This is a genomic window from uncultured Shewanella sp., assembly GCF_947495455.1.
Classification (GTDB): domain Bacteria; phylum Pseudomonadota; class Gammaproteobacteria; order Enterobacterales; family Shewanellaceae; genus Shewanella.
On sequence record NZ_CANLZC010000018.1, the window covers coordinates 1 to 18,492 of the forward strand.

General features: G+C 38.7%; 13 protein-coding genes. 8 read left to right on the forward strand and 5 right to left on the reverse strand.

The genetic code is table 11. The features are described from left to right. Positions 1 to 134: 134 nt before the first annotated feature. The 3 genes from Q0791_RS07110 to Q0791_RS07120 form a co-directional block, all read right to left on the reverse strand. Positions 135 to 1,940, reverse strand: coding sequence for a DEAD/DEAH box helicase (locus Q0791_RS07110; RefSeq protein WP_299004203.1), 1,806 nt, complete (start codon positions 1,938 to 1,940; stop codon positions 135 to 137). Between the two features lie 387 nt (positions 1,941 to 2,327). Then, positions 2,328 to 2,453, reverse strand: coding sequence for a hypothetical protein (locus tag Q0791_RS07115; protein WP_299004205.1), 126 nt, complete (start codon positions 2,451 to 2,453; stop codon positions 2,328 to 2,330). Next, on the reverse strand, positions 2,450 to 4,384 hold the full coding sequence (locus Q0791_RS07120; protein WP_299004207.1) for an alkaline phosphatase D family protein: 1,935 nt from the start codon (positions 4,382 to 4,384) through the stop codon (positions 2,450 to 2,452). Before Q0791_RS07120 ends, Q0791_RS07115 begins: the two co-directional genes overlap by 4 nt. 396 nt (positions 4,385 to 4,780) lie before the next feature. Between Q0791_RS07120 and Q0791_RS07125 the strand changes: the two genes are divergently transcribed. The 8 genes from Q0791_RS07125 (at position 4,781) to Q0791_RS07160 (ending at position 17,055) form a co-directional block, all read left to right on the forward strand. Further along, entirely contained in the window at positions 4,781 to 6,322 is a 1,542-nt protein-coding gene (locus Q0791_RS07125; RefSeq protein WP_299004209.1) for an aspartate aminotransferase family protein, read from the forward strand. A gap of 37 nt (positions 6,323 to 6,359) precedes the next feature. After that, positions 6,360 to 7,733: a SidA/IucD/PvdA family monooxygenase gene (locus Q0791_RS07130; RefSeq protein WP_299004211.1), complete on the forward strand. Its 1,374-nt coding sequence runs from the start codon at positions 6,360 to 6,362 to the stop codon at positions 7,731 to 7,733. Further along, positions 7,730 to 8,920, forward strand: coding sequence for an MFS transporter (locus Q0791_RS07135; RefSeq protein ID WP_299004213.1), 1,191 nt, complete (start codon positions 7,730 to 7,732; stop codon positions 8,918 to 8,920). The genes Q0791_RS07130 and Q0791_RS07135 overlap by 4 nt, the downstream gene beginning before the upstream one ends. Positions 8,921 to 8,937: 17 nt before the next feature. Then, a complete protein-coding gene (locus Q0791_RS07140) occupies positions 8,938 to 11,352 on the forward strand; it encodes a GNAT family N-acetyltransferase (protein WP_299004215.1) in 2,415 nt (804 codons plus the stop codon). Between the two features lie 78 nt (positions 11,353 to 11,430). Further along, a complete protein-coding gene (locus Q0791_RS07145) occupies positions 11,431 to 12,174 on the forward strand; it encodes a siderophore ferric iron reductase (protein WP_299004217.1) in 744 nt (247 codons plus the stop codon). 95 nt (positions 12,175 to 12,269) lie between these two features. Next, positions 12,270 to 13,355, forward strand: coding sequence for a heparan-alpha-glucosaminide N-acetyltransferase domain-containing protein (locus tag Q0791_RS07150; protein ID WP_299004219.1), 1,086 nt, complete (start codon positions 12,270 to 12,272; stop codon positions 13,353 to 13,355). Positions 13,356 to 13,553: 198 nt separating this feature from the next. Further along, entirely contained in the window at positions 13,554 to 15,770 is a 2,217-nt protein-coding gene (locus tag Q0791_RS07155; RefSeq protein ID WP_299004221.1) for a TonB-dependent siderophore receptor, read from the forward strand. 175 nt (positions 15,771 to 15,945) lie between these two features. Then, positions 15,946 to 17,055 (forward strand): PepSY domain-containing protein, encoded by a 1,110-nt coding sequence (locus Q0791_RS07160; protein ID WP_299004223.1) that lies wholly within the window; start codon positions 15,946 to 15,948, stop codon positions 17,053 to 17,055. A 61-nt stretch (positions 17,056 to 17,116) separates the two neighbouring features. On the opposite strand, the gene Q0791_RS07165 is transcribed toward Q0791_RS07160, so the two are convergent. Then, a complete protein-coding gene (locus tag Q0791_RS07165) occupies positions 17,117 to 17,530 on the reverse strand; it encodes an SET domain-containing protein (protein ID WP_299004225.1) in 414 nt (137 codons plus the stop codon). A 412-nt stretch (positions 17,531 to 17,942) separates the two neighbouring features. After that, positions 17,943 to 18,332, reverse strand: coding sequence for a hypothetical protein (locus tag Q0791_RS07170; RefSeq protein WP_299004227.1), 390 nt, complete (start codon positions 18,330 to 18,332; stop codon positions 17,943 to 17,945). Positions 18,333 to 18,492: the final 160 nt, after the last annotated feature.

Sequence of the window (18,492 nt, forward strand, 5' to 3'; positions counted from 1 at the left end):
AGAGATAGGACTCGGATTTTGACGCATTTAAACGATCAGTCAACCGATCAATAAATCGTTAAATGATCGGCATTAGCCATTAGGCTCCTTTTTCACTATTGCTTATTATATCAATAAGCGTTTTTAACGTCGGATTATTCAGCGTCTTTTGTTGGGGCTCTACGATGTGAGCGTCTGTCGCCAGAAGGACGGCGGTCGTTTGACGAACGACGTGGACGGCGTGCTGGACGACTGTCACTGACTTCTATCGTTTGACCTTCAGCTTCGCGAATATTAAGGGCTTTACCACAAACGCGCACTTTTCTCAGATGCTGTAATACGTCTTTTGGCATGCCATCAGGTAAATCAATGGCGGTCATTTGATCGAATAATTGGATTTGACCTATGTAGCGACTATCAATGTTCGCCTCGTTAGCAACGGCACCAACAATATTACCGACACCGACACCATTATCGCGTCCAACATCGATAAGGTAACGACACATTTTAACATCAGGGTTGTCTTTTAAAGGATCCGCTTTACCTAAGTTTGTTGGCGTTGGACGTGGGTCACCGCGACGACTCCGATCCCGTGAGCCACGTTCATTGCGAGAATCACGATTGTCACGTTGACGCTCTGTTATGGCAGGCAATTGCAGTGGACGCTCTTTTTGTACTTGTTTCAACAAGGCAGCGGCAAGAATATCGGTATCGACTTCTAATTGCTGACAAAGTTGAGCAACAGCCCCTTTCATGAAATCTAGAGAATCATTAGCGATAATGTTAGAGACTTGCTCGCCTAAACGGGACAAACGGCGTTCGGTCACTGTCTCTGGGCTAGGAATATTCATTGGCGCGATGCGGCTTTTGGTTGCACGTTCAATGGTGCGTAGCATGCGCATCTCTCTATGAGTGACAAACAAAATCGCCATACCGTTACGGCCTGCACGCCCAGTACGACCGATACGGTGTACATAAGCTTCAGTATCATAAGGGATATCATAGTTGACCACATGACCAATACGCTCAACATCAAGGCCACGAGCAGCAACATCTGTAGCAATTAAAATGTCTAGCTTGCCACGTTTAAGTTGTTCAACCGCGCGCTCACGGGCTTGTTGGTTCATATCACCGTGAAGTGGAGATGACGCATAACCGCGGGCTTCTAATTTTTCAGCTAATTCAACGCAGCTATTACGGGTTCTGACGAAGATAATAATACCTTCAGTATTTTCAACTTCTAATACACGAACTAAGGCTTCTAGCTTGTTGTGCTGTGATACTTGTACAAAACGTTGTTCAATGGATGCAACCGTTGTATGGCTGGCAGCAATCTTAATTTGTACTGGGTTGTCTAGATATTTATTGGCAACCCGTTTAATTTGCTCAGGCATAGTGGCTGAGAATAATGCCAATTGACGCTCTTGAGGCGTGTGTTCTAAGATCCATTCAATGTCATCAATGAAGCCCATTTTTAGCATTTCATCGGCTTCATCGAGTACCATGGCTTTTAGTGTGTCTAATTTTAGTGTGCCACGGCGCATATGATCCATGACACGTCCAGGTGTACCCACAATAATTTGCGGGCCGCGTCTTAGAGCATTGAGTTGCTGTTGCATGCTCTGGCCACCATAAATAGGCAGAACGTGTAGCCCTTTCATAAACTTAGAGTAGCTACCAAAAGCCTCCGCAACTTGAACCGCAAGTTCACGAGTTGGTGCTAAAACTAAAATTTGAGGGACATTGGTGGTTGGATCGATACTGTTTAATAAAGGTAATGCAAAGGCACCGGTTTTACCTGTACCGGTTTGTGCTTGACCTAAAATATCTTTGCCTTCCATCAGAGGGTAAATACTTTCTGATTGAATAGGTGTTGGTTTTTCATAACCAAGTTCGTCAAGAGCACGCAACAAAGGCTCGGTTAGACCGAGTTCGCGGAAAGTTTTTTCATTGGATGACATGGGTTGTAGCCTTGTGGAAACGCATGAAGCGCGTTAAATATTTCACAGACAGAAAATCAACCCCGTGTCGATTTCCCGCGTCGAAAAAGTAAATACAGCCACGCATTATAGCAAAGTATAATACCTGTTTACAACTTGAATAGGGCCATATTTCGACAGATTTTGATGTTTTATCTCGTTTTTTAAGCAAAAAATACGCCAGTTGGATGTTTATTGCGCGTGAGCATAACCAATATGGTATTTTCATTGTTAATACTGGGTTCGGTAATATTAGTTCGGTAATATTAGTTCAGTAATATTTTTGCTTTTTTGTTTCGATTTGGCCTTTTCTATTGAAATGAGCGTCTGTGATTAAAAGGGGTTGTGTTCAAAAAACACGATTCAATATTAAAGCCATTGAGCGAGTTCAATGGTGGCATTGGCTGGCCCTTCTAAAAAACCAGTTTTCGATTTTTGACCCATTCGCTCAACGGCTTGATATAAAGTGTCGTGTCTACTGGTGGAAAGCGTCACAGAAGATCTTTTAATTCTTTTCTGTGTTGGCGTGGAGGGTGAAAACCTGTTGTACTCATATCACTGTGCAAAACACTAATTTGCGTTGGCGCACCTGTGTCATCAATCGCTAAATAGCCTATGCCACTATTATTGACTAATCTTTGGCTGTTGTGGCCATTGGGTCTTCGCCCTCGAATGGATAGACTTTTCCGTTTAGTGAGTAAATTTAATGGTGAGAAATGCCCGTATAACCAACCATTAAATTTATCAAAAGCATTGAGTAACTTATCGGGAAATTGATTTTTAATGCCACTACAGGTGATTTGATAAATATCCGGGCCACCCGTACGAAATCGTAAATGAATATCGTAACTGAATGAATAGTGTACGTCTCCTGAGAGAATGATAAATTGCTCGGGGGTTTTCTTATGTTGAAAAATGCTCAGCAGACTATTGGCTGTGCCAGGGTGGGCCATCCAGTTTTCGGCATCGACGAGCAAAGAGCCGCCACATAAGGTGGCCATGCGCTGTACTGCTTCGATAAGCTTAACGCCAAACATTGGGGCGGCAGAGATGATGATGACTTTTGATTGGTCCAATAATTCATGTTGTAAATCCATTAACGCTTCCCAGTCCATGAGTCCCGAGGGTTTAGCTAAATTTGATTCACTGCGCCACCGTCTTGTTCGAGTATCTAACACCACTAATTTCGGAGAGGTATTAAGGGTATAGTGCCAATTTTCAAATTTCAGCAATACATTAATTAACCTATCTTGATGCTGACTATTGGGGGATGAAAAATATTGGTTCAAATGGGGAATAATTTCAGCTTTAAACTTTTTAGGTGCATTACCTAAACCTTGAAATAAAGTATAGCCAATCAGTGCATTACCGATAATTCTTTTTGAAAAAGCATGTTCATAAGCGGCGAGTTCCCATTTCGCGGTCAGATTCCAATCATCGGTAATATCATGATCATCAAAAATCATATAAGTGGGTACGTGTGCCAATAATCGACGCACATTAGGCAAGCCTTTAACAAATTTTTTGATGTGCTTGAGTTCTTTGTTCCAACGCTGTTGGTTAATGGTATTCAATCCTGTATTTTCTTGTGGAATATCGATGACACGCCACAATTCTGGAGACCAAGTGAGCAGGTATAAGCCTATGATTTCAGAGAGACTAATGAGATGATTTTCAGCCAGTGATGAGGTAAAAATGGGATGGTTAATATACCAACGCGTGATTGCGGTTTTAGACTTGTATTGTGTTTTGGGCAATAGCTGGCTGTGACGTTGGTACATGTCGCAGGGGTTATAGCTAAACGCATTGCTATTTGGAACGGTACCCTGAATAAATTCTTCACTATTTAAGCCTAATAGAGTGATCACTTTGCCGATAGCGTAAAGCATGGGGCCTGCGATGTCATCAACATAGACTTGATCACCACTAAGCATGAGCAATGCGGGTCGTTTATCAATAGTATATTCACTTTCTACATGTTTATCGGCTCTGACAAGGCCATCATCACTAAAATGGTGGGGATTACGGCATGAGCCATGCAGTAAATTATCAATGTTTGGTTTAATCACAAATTGAGCTGTTGACTTACCGTCATAAAATAGATCTGCAATGTTTGAAAAAAGAGAGCCTAACTTGCTATCGATTAATGTGTAGCCAATGAAAGTCTGTTGTGGAAGGAGTGCATTTTCATTAATGGTAATGAGGTATTGGTAGGCATGTTGTCCCAATTGAATGCAATAAATTTCATCATTATTAAGAGATCGATTAAAAGGCGTATTTTCTAATTCTAAGCTAAGGGTATTTAAGGGGGTTTTGCTCACAAACCAAAGAGTGAAATGGTTTTCATCGCAATGCCGTAAAATGGGTCCCGCCAACACAAGAGGAAGTTGATTGACAAGATGTTGCATATTATTGACTGCCTGCATCGATGAAAATACCTTTTTGCTTCAAATTAATTCAATGGGAAGGATATACAAAACCTTTTTTATTGAAAAGCAAAACCAATATTCATTCCGTTTCATTGATTGAGTGTTAAGCAATACTTTTTTTGTTAACTATCTGACTATTTAGTGAGCATTTGGTGTTTTTTTTGTGAATAATGTTGCAAATGATAACCGTTATCATTACTATTCTTGCCTCCTTAATTCATTAGACTAAAGGCGTAGGTGGAAGCGTCTGAGGTGTTAAGGCGTAATCGAATCACTTTTATGTTAATAAATGAATGAAAGCGATTGTATTAAGTTCCATAAAATAGCTGGTTCTAGTGTTGGGAACCTTATTTCAATTTGACTGTTTTAATGTCGTGTAAGGATAAAATAATAATGAGTAATACTGAAACATCCGTTGCTTTTAATGTTCAGCCAGCAATGTTCCGTCACGAAGATAATCGTCAGTATATTTTTAATAGTGATAACTTAGTTGAATATAAACAGAGTATATTACAAGGTTTATCATTAATTAATAAGCAATTAACCCATCTCGATGGCCCATTTACTGGAATTTTGCCTCATGAATTAACGCCTAAGTTCGACAAGATTGATTTAGATTCTCCCTTTGAGAATATTCCTGATGCATTAAAAGAATTAGAGGATGTTTATTTAAAAGATGCTGTTTATTTTAATCATCCAAAATACATTGCTCATTTAAATTGTCCTATTGTTTACCCTGCTATTTTAGCTGAACTGATTTTGTCATCCATTAACTCTTCACTTGATACTTGGGATCAAAGCGCTGGAGGGACGTTAATAGAGCAAACTTTACTTGATTGGACTGCGAGACGTATTGGTTTTGGGGCGAGTGGCGATGGTATTTTCACCAGCGGGGGAACACAATCAAACTTAATGGCCATGTTGCTTGCACGTGATGCTTTTTGTTCGGCCAGAGAACCTGGATATGAAATCAAAGAGCGTGGATTGCCCAGCGATGCGAGCAAGTTCAGAATTTTCACATCCCAAACGAGTCACTTTAGTGTGCAAAAGTCAGCGGCGATTTTAGGCCTAGGCTATGATGCTGTGGTATCCATTCCTGTTGACAGTAAGTTTAAGATGGATACGGCAGTATTAGAGAAGCGTATTATTGATACGTTAAAACAAGGTCTTATTCCCATTGCTGTGGTGGCAACAACAGGAACGACTGATTTTGGCAGTATTGATCCCATTAATCAGATTGCTGATTTATGCGAAAAGTATGGTCTTTGGATGCACGCTGATGCGGCTTATGGCTGTGGTTTATTAGTGACGGAAAATCATAGTCATTTATTAAATGGTATTGAACGGGCCGATTCCGTGACTGTGGATTTTCATAAATCATTCTTTCAGCCTGTTAGCTGCGGTGCTTTTTTTGTGAAAGATAAAGCGAACTTATCGGTTGTGACTCATCATGCTGAATATTTAAATCCATTGAGCCAGCAATTAGAGGGCACGCCCAATTTAGTGAATAAAAGTATTCAGACGACTCGCCGCTTTGATTCATTAAAGTTGTGGTTAACCCTGCGAATAATGGGGCCGAATAAAATAGGGGCTATTTTTGAACAAGTGATGGGGTTAGCTCAGCAAGCTTATGAGCTTTATCAATCCGACAAGTTTATCCAAGTGTTACATAAGCCTGAAATAAGTACTTTAGTCTTTAGATTTATTCCTGAAGGTGAATATTCACCAGAGCAAATTGATAAGGCCAATGAACATATTCGTAAGGCAATATTTCGTTCTGGAGAAGCTGTTGTGGCGAGTACTCAAGTACAAGGGCGACGTTATTTAAAATTTACCTTATTAAACCCAAGCACTCAGCTTTCAGATCTGAAAGATGTGTTGAATTTAATTAAAGAACACGGTCGTCACTTCTTTAATTTACAAGTACAAGCATAATTTTTTTTAAATATTATAAAAATTGAAGGAATGTTCGATGCAAGATCCTATTTATGATTTTATTGCCATTGGTTTAGGTCCATTTAATTTAGGCTTGGCATGTCTTTCTGAGCCCATTGAGGATCTCACTGGCATTTTTTTAGATAAAAATCCAGGGTTTGATTGGCATCCTGGAATGATGATAGAAGGGTCTCATTTACAAACGCCTTTTATGGCGGATTTAGTCACGCTGGCGGATCCTACTAACCCTCTGAGTTTTTTAAATTATATTAAAAAACAAGGGCGCATGTATTCTTTTTATATTAAAGAAAGTTTTTTCTTAATGCGTCAAGAATATAACCAGTATTGTCAGTGGGCGACTCAAGAGTTGTCTAATATTCGTTTTAATACTTGTGTGAATAAGGTCACCTTTGATGAGGACGAACAACTTTATGTCATTGAAGCTACCAACACTCAGACTCATGATTTACTTCAGTATAAAACGAAAAAACTCGTATTAGGAACGGGCCCAGCTCCTTATGTTCCGGATGCATGTGAAGGCATTATGCATAGAGCAAGTCATTCAGCGACATACATGGAAGATAAAGCTAAATTACAACAACAAAAATCCATCACTATTGTGGGTAGTGGACAAAGCGCGGCTGAGATTTTTTATGATTTGTTGCAAGACATTGATACCTTTGGCTATCAGTTAAATTGGGTGACTCGTGCACCTCGTTATTACCCCCTTGAGTATTCAAAGTTAACTCTGGAAATGACATCGCCTGAATATGTAGATTATTTTCATGCTTTGCCTGCTCAAAAGCGTGATGACTTGATAAGAAATCAAAAACATCTTTATAAAGGCATTAATAGTTGTTTAATCAATGAGATTTATGATCTTCTGTATATCAAACGTTTGTCAGGTGATGTCAATGTCAACATGCTGACTAATGCTAATCTTATCGGCGCAAAAATGGATGAGAATAATGATCATATTCAGCTTGAGTTTCATCAAGAAGAGCAAGATAAGCGTTATCACCTGTTAACTGAAGGGCTTGTTTTATCAACGGGTTATGCTTATCGCTTACCTGATTTTCTTGAAGGGATCACTCATCGTATTAAATGGGATCAACATGGGCGTTTTGATGTCAATCGTAACTACAGTATTGATCATGATGGCAAGAATATTTTTGTTCAGAATGCTGAGTTACATACCCATGGATTTGTGACGCCAGATTTAGGGATGGCGGCCTATCGAAACTCTTATTTATTACGAGAAATAACGGGAGTGGAACATTACCAAGTGGAGACACAAATTGCATTTCAGCAATTTGAGACACCGACATCTCCAGTGAGTCCTTTTACTATGCTGAATGCCGAACAAGATAGTTTATCGACAATTACCTCTGCCGAGTCCGCTTTAACATGAATTTAAAATTTGCTTTAATTTTACTGACCTTGGTATCGGTTGTCGCCGATACCATGCTACTGCCTTTTTACCCGCAGTTTTTCTCACAAGCCTTTGGTATTACAAGTCCAGAGCATGTGGGATATTACATTGCGGCCTGCTGTTTCACTGTTATGACGGCCTTTCCGCTGTGGGCAAAACTGGCTAAGAAGGTGAATGAATTGCACCTTTGGGTTTATACCCAAATTGCCGCAGCGATACTAGGCGTTGTTTGTTTTTATACAACTGACTTAATCATGTTTTGGGTGGTTTCACAAATCATGCTTATCTTTAAGGCCAGTTATTTATTGATTTATCCTTTTGTCTTGCGATTAGAAGAGAAAGACAAACATCTAGGCATGATAGGGTTATTTTCAGTACTCATGCATTTTGGAGCCATTGGTGGTGCACTTGTGGGCGGATTAGTGCTACAAGTTTTTGCGCCGCAAGATGTGTATTTGATTATGGCGGCGAGCGATATATTGCAGGTCATAGTGTGTTTATACATTATTAATCGTCTCAATGTGCCTTTTGCTGCAGAAGTGGATCCTGTTAGTCGAGATGTGAAAATTAAACGGCCCATAGGTTTTGTTTATAAATTAAGTGTCATTTCAGCATTATTTTATTTTAGTGCTTTTATGATCCGTCCTTTCTTTTCCAGCTATTGGGAAGTCATTTCTCACATTGACAGTGAGATTATTGCAGGGCTGGTTTACTCCATTCCTGGCGGGGTTGCACTGTTTGCCTTGTGGATAAATCACAGGGCTAAAAAAGAACATGATAATTTCAAAATGATTTGTGCGGCATTCACGTTAGGCATTGCTGGATTGTTATTACAAGGTTCGCAAGAGATGTGGACAGTGATTTTAGGGCGGCTTATTTTTGGTTGGGCCATTTTTCAAATCACAGTGAGGCTTGAGGTGATGTTGTTTAAAATGAGTGAACCCAGTGCTTATGCTATGGATTTTAGCAAAATGCATTTTTTCCAAAATTTAGGGGTGATCGCCGCGTCTTTCAGTGTGGGCGCTTTGGTCAGTCGTACTGATTTTCAAATGTCCTTTTTTGTATCGAGTATGGGTTTTGCGTTGACATTATTGCTGTTCTTTTACTTGTTTAAAGCTCAAGCAAAACAAGATCTACAAAATGAATTAGCGATTGAAAAGTCATAGTGGCCAAGAGAATGAATATGAAACATTTAATAACGCCTTTTATTAGGGATATAGCAGGCTTAGGTACAGTTGAAATTAAGCCGATTGATCTTTCAAAAGATATTTCTTTTATTCATCAATGGGTCAGTCAAGATTACGCCCATTTTTGGGGAATGCAAAATCAATCTCTTGAACAAGTAAGTGAGGCTTATCGGTCAATTGAAGCGGGAAATGATGCGCGAACTTTTATTGGTTGGATAAAGGGGAAGCCTCAATTTTTAATTGAAGTTTATGAGCCAAGCCGTGATCGAGTGGGTGAGCACTATCCTGTTGAGAAAGAGGATAAAGGGATGCATATTTTGATTGCTCCCTGTGAGGTGAGGATCCCACAGTTTACCTTTAATATTTTTCGTAATGTGATGGCATTTTTATTTACTGATCCTAATACGCATCGCATTGTTGTAGAGCCCGATCATCAAAATACTCATATTCATACTTTAAATAAACGCGCGGGTTTTATCCATGAGCGTTTAATTAAACTGGGTGAAAAGACGGCCTATCTTGGCTTTTGCACTCGAGAACAATTTAATCAGGCTATGTATAAGGAAACATTAACTATGAGTCAGCCAAGCAATACAGCCAATCTTCAATCTCATCCTGAAATGGCCGTGAGCGCTATACAGCCGGATGTGTGGGCTTTGGTTAACCGTTTACATGTCAAAAAATGCATTGCCGAATTGGCTCATGAGAAAGTGATCACACCTGTTTTACTCTCAAATGAATCAAATAAAACAGATGCTTGGAAACACTATGAGCTTCAAGCGGATCAAGCTGGAGTTAGCTATTTTTTTAAAGCACAAAAATTAGCCTTGTCACATTGGTTGATCGATGAAAACTCTATTGAGAAACGCATTAATGATGAGGTGTCTGATTTAGATTCTTTATTGTTTATTATTGAGTTTTGTCAAAGTTTGAATATTGATCCTGATAAATTGCCGACTTATATGGAGGAAATCAGCAGTACTTTATGTGGCAGTGCCTATAAATACACTAAAAATGGCTTAACGTCTCAAGAATTAACTCAGGCTGATTTTCAGCAAGTTGAGACGGCTATGAACGAAGGGCATCCCTCATTTATAGCCAATAATGGGCGTATTGGTTTTGATGCTATCGATTATCGAGCCTACGCACCTGAAGCTGCTTCTTCTGTTAAATTGATTTATTTAGCGGCACACAAGCGCCGTGCGCATTTTTCATCGGCCCATGATTTGAATTATGAAACTTTATTAGCAGAGGAGATGGATAAGGCCACATTGGATAGCTTTAATCAAATCATCGCTGATAAAGGTTATAACCCTAATGATTATTTGTTGATCCCTGTGCATCCTTGGCAGTGGTATAACAAGCTTGCGACCGTCTTTTCACCGGATATTGCTTGTGGTGATTTAATTTGTCTCGGTTATGGCGATGACGCATATTTAGCTCAGCAATCAATTCGAACCTTTTTTAATATTAGTCATAGTAATAAGCACTATGTTAAAACGGCACTGTCAGTATTAAACATGGGCTTTATGCGAGGTTTATCGGCTTATTATATGCGCACGACCCCTGCAATTAATGATTGGGTGAATAACTTGGTCAATGAAGATGACTATCTGCAGTTAAAAGGCTTTAGTATTTTAAGGGAAGTGGCCGCAGTGGGTTATCGTAATCCTTATTATGAAAATGAGGTGATTAAAGACAGCCCTTATAAGAAAATGTTGGCGGCCTTGTGGCGTGAGAGTCCAACGGCCCGTTTAAAAGAGAATCAACGTTTAATGACCATGGCATCTTTGCTGCATATTGATCCTAATGGTGATGCTTTGCTACCTGCATTAATCGCTTCTTCTGGTATGTCAATTGATGAATGGTTAACGCGTTATTTTGATGTCTATTTGACACCCCTATTGCATTGCTATTACCAGCACAGTTTAGTCTTTATGCCTCATGGTGAGAATTTGATTCTACAGTTTGAAAATAATGTGCCTCATAAAGCCATTATGAAAGATATTGGTGAGGAAATTTGCTTACTCAATACTGATATCGAATTGGATGATCAAGTGAAACGTATTTCCATTAAGATGCCTGAAGAATTAGAGGTATTGTCTATTTTCACTGATGTGTTTGATTGTTTCTTTCGATATATGTCTGCGATCCTCGTTGAGCAATCAAATTATTCAGAGCAAGCATTTTGGCGTTTAGTGGCTGAATGTATTCAAGGTTATCAAGCAGAACATCCTGAGCTTGCCGCTAAATTTGAGCAGCATGACTTGTTTGCGCCAGAGTTTACTTTGTCTTGTTTAAATCGTTTGCAATTAGGGAATAATCAGCAAATGATTAATTTGAGCGATCCGTCTGAAAATTTAAAATTTGCGGGTAATTTAATCAATCCCATTGCTCAGTTTAAGCGTTAATTGGCACAGTCACTTTAGTGAAAGTTAGCGTCACTTTAGATTGAAGTGGCGCGATATGCATAATGAGAGGTTTTCTTCTTGAGTTCCATTAATGCCTTAATAAGCCTGTCACCTCAGTTACATGGATCGTTACGTTATCAAGTGCCTGATAAAAAAGATGTGCTGTTATCGGCGCAAGTAGATCCTTTGCCACTGCGTCAATTGTACCAGTCACACCTTGAAGCTTACCCAAAGGCGGGTAAGGCTTACGCGGCAACACGTACTTGGAGTCTAATGTATTGGCAACCTGCTATGTTGAGTGTATTAAGTGTTCATGGGCTCAAGGTGGTACTGAGATTGGATTTGTTTGAGCAACATGCACAAAATGGCAGTATTTATGGCTATTTTTTCAGTCAAAATGAGGTGGATTTTTTTCATGAAAATGATTTGATTGCCGTGGCTGCAACAAGGTTAAAAACCTTATGTGAGGGTTATTATGACGTTTTATCATCTATAGCAAAAGTGCCTCACAGAAATGCCTACCGTTTATTGGCCGACAGTGTGTTAACGGCATTAAACCGATTAAGCACTGTTCTACCTGTCAGTAATCAGCAGATCCTAATGTGGTCAAATGCTTGGCTTGAGGCACTAGGCTTGTCTTCACAAAGCCGATTAATGCCTATAGAGATTAATAAAGAAAAGCAGATTTTAGGGTTAGATCGAATTGCATGTTGCATGCACTATTTACGGGATCCTGATGATTTGTGTTTGACTTGTCCTAAGCAATGCAAAGCAAGGCGTATAGAACGAATTAAGCAAGCGTATCTCAGTGTACAAGGTTAATAAATTTTTATAATCATACCTAATATTGAATACTGGCTATTTATTAAAAGGCCAATTTAAATAAAAAAATAAATTGATAAATGAAAGGAATAAGAATGGTTGTAAAGCCAAAAAGATTACAGGCAATTGATGTTGCTAGAGGGCTCAGTGTTATTATCATGATTATGGTGCATACATTATGGATGTATGGGGATGTGGCCACACAAGGAGAGACATTATTTGGCACTATTATTCATATATTAGGTAAAGGAACTGCGGCCTTTTTAGTGGCCATGGGTATTTCTTATGTTCTGTCTCGTGATCAATCAATAATAGGCACACTGAAACGGGGTTTTTACACGCTTGGATTAGGGTATATGATGAATGCCCTTAAATTTGTGGTGCCCATTAGTGTATTTAATACTATGCCGGAAAATTTCATCGAAGCTTATGCTTGGTCATCACCTTTATCTTTGTCTCAATTACACTATCTGTTTTTGACTGGAGATATTTTACAGCTTGCTGGTTTGTCATTGATCTTTATTGCATTCATTGGGCACTTTATCAAGAATAAATGGGGTGTTTTTGCGCTTGGATTAATCATGATATTTTCAAGCAAACTGGTGAGTGGCTTGAGACTGGATATTCCTGGCGTCGACTATTTTCTTGATTTGCTATGGGGCAATCAATACAACGTGTATTTTCCTTTATTTCCTTGGATGGCCTGTATACTTTTTGGTTTATTTATAGGTATGGCCTATAAAGAAAGAGAATACGATCAAGTGTTCTTATATCGAAGTTTAAGGTTGTCGGGTATCGCCATGATGCTGATAGGGGCAGGCTTATGTTTTTATGACTTTAATTATCATTTTGCTGACTTTTTTCATTTAGGCCCTGGTGGCGCGATTTATTTGATGGGGTTTACGGCTTTTGCTTATTGGGGCATTGATTGGATTATTCGTCACACTAAACCCAATCGATTTTATGCATTGCTGCAATACTGCTCTCAAAGAGTGACCTCTATGTACATTATTCAGTGGGTATTAATTTGTTGGGGCATGGGCGTGTTTGGTTATCAAACCTTTTCGACATTAGGTGTGATTGCGCTTATTCCTTTATTTATTGTATTAACCTTTTTGGTTCAATATGTTAAAGATAAAATGCCCCACTTTCGCTCTATGTTAACAAAAAGAGCGACATAAACGGCTATTTACTGCTTTGCTTGATCATTTTCATATCTTAAACGTTATAGTTTTTGTGTCATTGTTTTCTCTTTAGTTGTAGTTTGCGACTAAAGTATAAAAAATGTTATGAATCTTGTTGCGAACGATTATCATTTGTAATATTATTGCTGTGTCATTCAGCATGTCTCAAATAATAATAATTTAAGGTATTTAAAAATGTTTGCAGTAGATCATGGGGTCAAATTAACCAAATTAATGATCGCAATGAGTGTTTTTTGGGGGAGCAACGTTTTTGCCCAAGAGTCCGCATTAGAAAAAGAAGATGAAATTGAAGTTATTACAGTCAACTCTACGGGCTTGATTGCTTATGATAGTGCGGGTGCATCAAAGTCTGATGTCCCCATTATTGAAACACCGGCTTCAGTTTCTGTGATCACAGAGCAGAGAATTGCCGATCTTGGTTCGCAGACAGTACAAGATGCCTTAGGTTATGTGGCTGGCCTTTACAATGGCACTTACGGCTATGATAGTCGTGGTGATTGGTCGACTATTCGTGGAGCGGAACCGACTACTTACCTTGACGGCTTAAAGCTCATGTTTGGTAATTATAATAATACTCGTATGAATCCCTATAGTTTAAGCCGAATTGAGGTGATAAAAGGGCCTGCGTCGGTATTATATGGACAGGGCACCACGGGCGGCATCATTAACTTAGCCAGTAAAGTCCCCGAGGTTGAAACCAGTGGTCAAATTCAAGCTGAGATAGGTAATAACGACCGTTATCAGTTGGCGGGTGATGTCACAGGTTCTTTAAACAGTGATGACTCTGTGCTGTACCGTATGATAGGGCTGGTTCGTGATAGTGGGACCCAGTTTGATTATGTGGACGATAATGCGGTTATTTTATCTCCTTCAATGACGTTTTATATGGGGGATGCAACAGAGCTAACCTTATTGGGGAATTATCAAAAGTTAAAAACGGGCTCAACTGGGCAGTTTTACCCTCATGAAGGTACTGTTGTGCCTGTGAGTGATGTGACTTATGGGGAGCAAGTTTTATATGCAAGCCAAGGTGAGTTATCAAGCACTACCTTTATCAGCGAGCCTGAATTTGATCGTTATGACACTGAGTCTTATTCAATAACGGCCATGTTTAAGCATGAGTTTAATGATGTGTTCAGTTTACAAACCAATATGCGCTATATGGATAGCCAAGCCGATTATGACAGCATGTATTCGTGGTTTAAACCAGCATTAGCACTTGATAATGTGAGCTTGCCTCGCACGGTTTATTCCAGTGATGCGACGGCACAAGCTTTTACCTCAGATACGCGATTATATGCCATGTTTGATACAGGTGTGATTGAGCATGAAGTGGTCTTTGGTTTTGATTATCAAAATGTTGAATATACCAATGTTTATGACTATGGCTACGGCGGTACTATTAACCCTTATGCTCCCGATTACAGTGCCTTTAATGCGGCAACCGATATCACTTGGTTGTATCAAGATATTGCTTCAAAAGATGAAGCTAAGCAAACGGGAGTATATTTACAAGACTCAATGAAAATAGCCGATAGCATTATTGTGTCTGGCGCACTGCGTTACGATAAAGTTGAGCAAAAAAATAACTATGTGGGCTGGAAAGATCAAGAAGATGTCACGGGTCGTTTAGGTTTGATGTATCTGTTTGAAGCGGGTATTTCACCTTATGTGAGTTATAGTCAGTCCTTTGAGCCCATCAATGGTCAAGATCCCAGTGGGTTAGCGCTGAAACCCTTAAAGGGCGAGCAGTATGAAGTTGGGGTGAAATACCAGCCTCGCGGCACTGAGCATTTAATCACTTTAAGTGCCTATGATATTGATCAGAAAAACTATGTGGTTAATGTTGATGGCACGACACCCACACAACAAGATCAAATTGGCAAGGTGAATATTAAAGGGGTGGAGCTTGAAGCGCAGCTGGGTTGGGAGCAACTGGATATTTATGCCAGTTATGCTTTTACCGACTCTGAAGTCAAAGAAGGAACGGATGAACTTGTGGGTCGTCCCCTTGAATCAACGCCAGATAGCCAAGCCGCAATTTGGGCTAGCTATCGTCCTGCACAAATAGAAGGTTTTAAAATTGGTGCTGGGGTTCGATATGTGGGTCATACTGATTTCTTTTTACAAACCCGTGATACTGATGCCATGGTGGCGAATTATCTGTCAACAGGGGATGTAACACCTGTGTTTAATGACGGCATCGCTTATCAAACTGATAGTTATACCTTATTTGACTTCATGATAGGTTATCAATATGAGGATTACAGCATAGCGCTAAATGTGAACAATGTGGCGAATAAAGAAGTGATCACTACTTGTATGAGCCGAGGGGATTGTTTTTATGGCCAAGAAAGAACGGTCATAGCGACATTAACTTATGATTTTTAGAGCGAATATTGAGAAATACAATAAATAATAAAACAATAAGTTAAGTCTTATTTTTGTAAGAAGTGTCTAACAACACAGGTTAGGCACTTTTTGCGTTTTTAAAGCGTGTTTATCCAGATGCAATGTTAATAAGTGGTTTGATGAGACTTAAAAGCATCAAAAGAGGCGGAGTAAAATGAGTAAGAAAAAACTCTTTAAATTACATTCATGGTTAGCATTGCTGGCGATGATCCCCATTTTAGTGATCAGTATTACAGGCAGTATTATTGTATTTAAGCCTGAAATTGATGCTTGGTTGATGCCAGAAAATGCCACGCTCACCGATGTGGCGACTGAACGCATGAGTTTAAATAGCCTCATTGATAACATTCATACTCAATTACCGAATTATGAACTGGGTACTTGGGAGGTCTTTGATGATAAGCAAACCGCTGATGCTGTGTATGTGATTAAACGTGATACCTTTGATTGGTTTAAAGTGTATTTAAATCCCTATACTGGACAAGTGTTAAGCAAGCCTGTTGTATTAGACCACTATCTTACCGATTGGTTAGTGGAACTACATTACACCTTTTTATTGAAAGAGGCTGGAGTTTTTGTGGGATTGCTATCGGCGATGATTTTATTGTTTTTGGGCATTTCAGGGATCATTCTTTATCGTCAATTTTGGAAACGTTTTTTTACCTTGCGTTGGAATAAGCAGATGCGGGTCTTTTTCAGTGATTTCCATAAAATGGTGGGAATTACGGCATCACCAGTATTGATTATTTTAGCGGTAACGGGGGGATACTGGAACTTGGCTGAATTTGTTCATGAAATGAGTCATACAGCAGAAGAAAAAAGCTTTGTTCTACAGGATAAACGTTATAGTGATAGCATTTCTTTTGATGCATTAAATCAAGATGCAATGCAGCGCATTGATGGTTTTAAGCTGACTTATCTGGTTTTTCCTTTTGAGCCTGGAATGAATATTTCTTATCGAGGTTCAGTCCCGACTGATAATTCTTTGATGAGTGATTATTCCAGTGGAGTCAACTATGATCCTAACAATGGCGCGTTTATGGTGAAGTGGGATATTCGCAGCTCAGGTTTGGGGGCAAAAATACTCGATAGTTTTATTAATTTACATTTTGGAACCTTTGCGGGGCTGACTTCTCGTATTCTCTGGTCTGTGTTAGGGGGAATGCCTTTATTTTTATCTTTCACGGGGTTTTATCTTTGGTATAGCCGAAGAGTGAAGAAAAATCTGTCTAAGCAAAACAGGCAAGCGTTGAGTTACACTTAAATAAGCCTTTGTTATTCTGATAATCTAAGGTGAAATGATCCAATGTGGAAGTTTGGATCATTTATATTATTTTAATGAATGGATTATCTTCTAAGTAACGGTATTCTTCTGGGACTGGAAGGCCTTTTATTTTACATGCTTGGGGGAAATTTAATGTAATTTCTTCCCCTGCATGTAAGGCTCTCGATGCGACAAGATAAATAATTTTTCCTTTTTTAACGAGCACGCAATTTGCCGTGTCTGAATGATTAATGTATTGGCTGTTTTTAAGGCGGTAATACGGATGAAAGCTGATTGCATGATAGGGTAATATTTCTTCTTCAAACAATCCGATAAGCGATTGATGGTATAGTACGGGACCAAAGTTAAATCCTTTGAGTAGATCTATTCGAGTAAACAGTCCTTCTTGTAAAGGTGATTTCTCTTTTTTTTCGATTACGCCATAATTGACATTTAATATATGTTTTTTATTCATAATTTTTTATTCATGTTTTATTCGTAAGAATAATGTTTATTAGTAAACTAAATGAGTTAAATATTAATTAATGAAAAGCTTTATTCATTTATGGTAGCCGATAGTCCGTATTGAATGTATAAACCGTTATTTTTTAGTATTTCAAAATGTGTCGAATTCTACACTTTTAACCTCAGTATTATCGATAAGTTATGGATAATCTGTGAGTTAATGGGATCGGCTTTGAATCATAATACATTAAATATGTTCTGTAATTGTTTGTATTATGTTTGTTGATTTTTTTTGTTTGTTTTTCATTGTTTGTTTTTCATTGTTTTTTTAAGGTTAAATATCATTGTGATGACACTATTTGACTCCATGGTCTTGGTTGGAACAGTGGCACAATGATCAATTTAAGTCAGAGTGAGTCATGTTATTTTAAATGAGCGTATTTCTCGGGGATGGGAATATTGATTTCTTGGCAAGCAAGGGGGAAGTTTAAGGTGATTTCTTCACCTTTATGTAATGGCCTTGATGACACTAAGTGAACTATTTTGCCTTTTTTGCTCAAGATGCAGCTAGGTGTATTTGCATGATGAATATATTCAAAATTTTTAATACGGTGAAAGGGTTCTAGACTCACTTCATGTACTAAAGCGGTTTCCTCTTCAAATAACCCACTGATCGTTCTGTGGTAAAGGACTGGGCCAAAATCAAAACCTGCCAGTAAGTTTATTCGGCAGAAGAGTCTATTCTCATTATTGATAGTGGTTTTTTTCTCTATGACACCATAGTGAGTATTTAATATATGTTTTTTAAACATGTGGATTTATTATTGTAACACTTAGTTCGATACTGATTAATGTAACGAAGAATAAACTTAATGTTGAGTTTAAATTTATTTCAAAATATGTCAAATGTTGTTATTCCTTTACAAACTACTTTTACCTATTACTTTTCATTTTGATGAGTATAGATTGATG

What these genes read in the sequence shown, in the direction of transcription:
- Q0791_RS07110 (WP_299004203.1), bottom strand. Translation starts at nt 1,940, where the DNA reads ATGTCATCCAATGAAAAAACTTTCCGCGAACTCGGTCTAACCGAGCCT.
- Q0791_RS07120 (WP_299004207.1), bottom strand. Translation starts at nt 4,384, where the DNA reads ATGCAGGCAGTCAATAATATGCAACATCTTGTCAATCAACTTCCTCTT.
- Q0791_RS07125 (WP_299004209.1), top strand. Translation starts at nt 4,781, where the DNA reads ATGAGTAATACTGAAACATCCGTTGCTTTTAATGTTCAGCCAGCAATG.
- Q0791_RS07130 (WP_299004211.1), top strand. Translation starts at nt 6,360, where the DNA reads ATGCAAGATCCTATTTATGATTTTATTGCCATTGGTTTAGGTCCATTT.
- Q0791_RS07135 (WP_299004213.1), top strand. Translation starts at nt 7,730, where the DNA reads ATGAATTTAAAATTTGCTTTAATTTTACTGACCTTGGTATCGGTTGTC.
- Q0791_RS07140 (WP_299004215.1), top strand. Translation starts at nt 8,938, where the DNA reads ATGAAACATTTAATAACGCCTTTTATTAGGGATATAGCAGGCTTAGGT.
- Q0791_RS07150 (WP_299004219.1), top strand. Translation starts at nt 12,270, where the DNA reads ATGGTTGTAAAGCCAAAAAGATTACAGGCAATTGATGTTGCTAGAGGG.
- Q0791_RS07155 (WP_299004221.1), top strand. Translation starts at nt 13,554, where the DNA reads ATGTTTGCAGTAGATCATGGGGTCAAATTAACCAAATTAATGATCGCA.
- Q0791_RS07160 (WP_299004223.1), top strand. Translation starts at nt 15,946, where the DNA reads ATGAGTAAGAAAAAACTCTTTAAATTACATTCATGGTTAGCATTGCTG.
- Q0791_RS07165 (WP_299004225.1), bottom strand. Translation starts at nt 17,530, where the DNA reads ATGAATAAAAAACATATATTAAATGTCAATTATGGCGTAATCGAAAAA.
- Q0791_RS07170 (WP_299004227.1), bottom strand. Translation starts at nt 18,332, where the DNA reads ATGTTTAAAAAACATATATTAAATACTCACTATGGTGTCATAGAGAAA.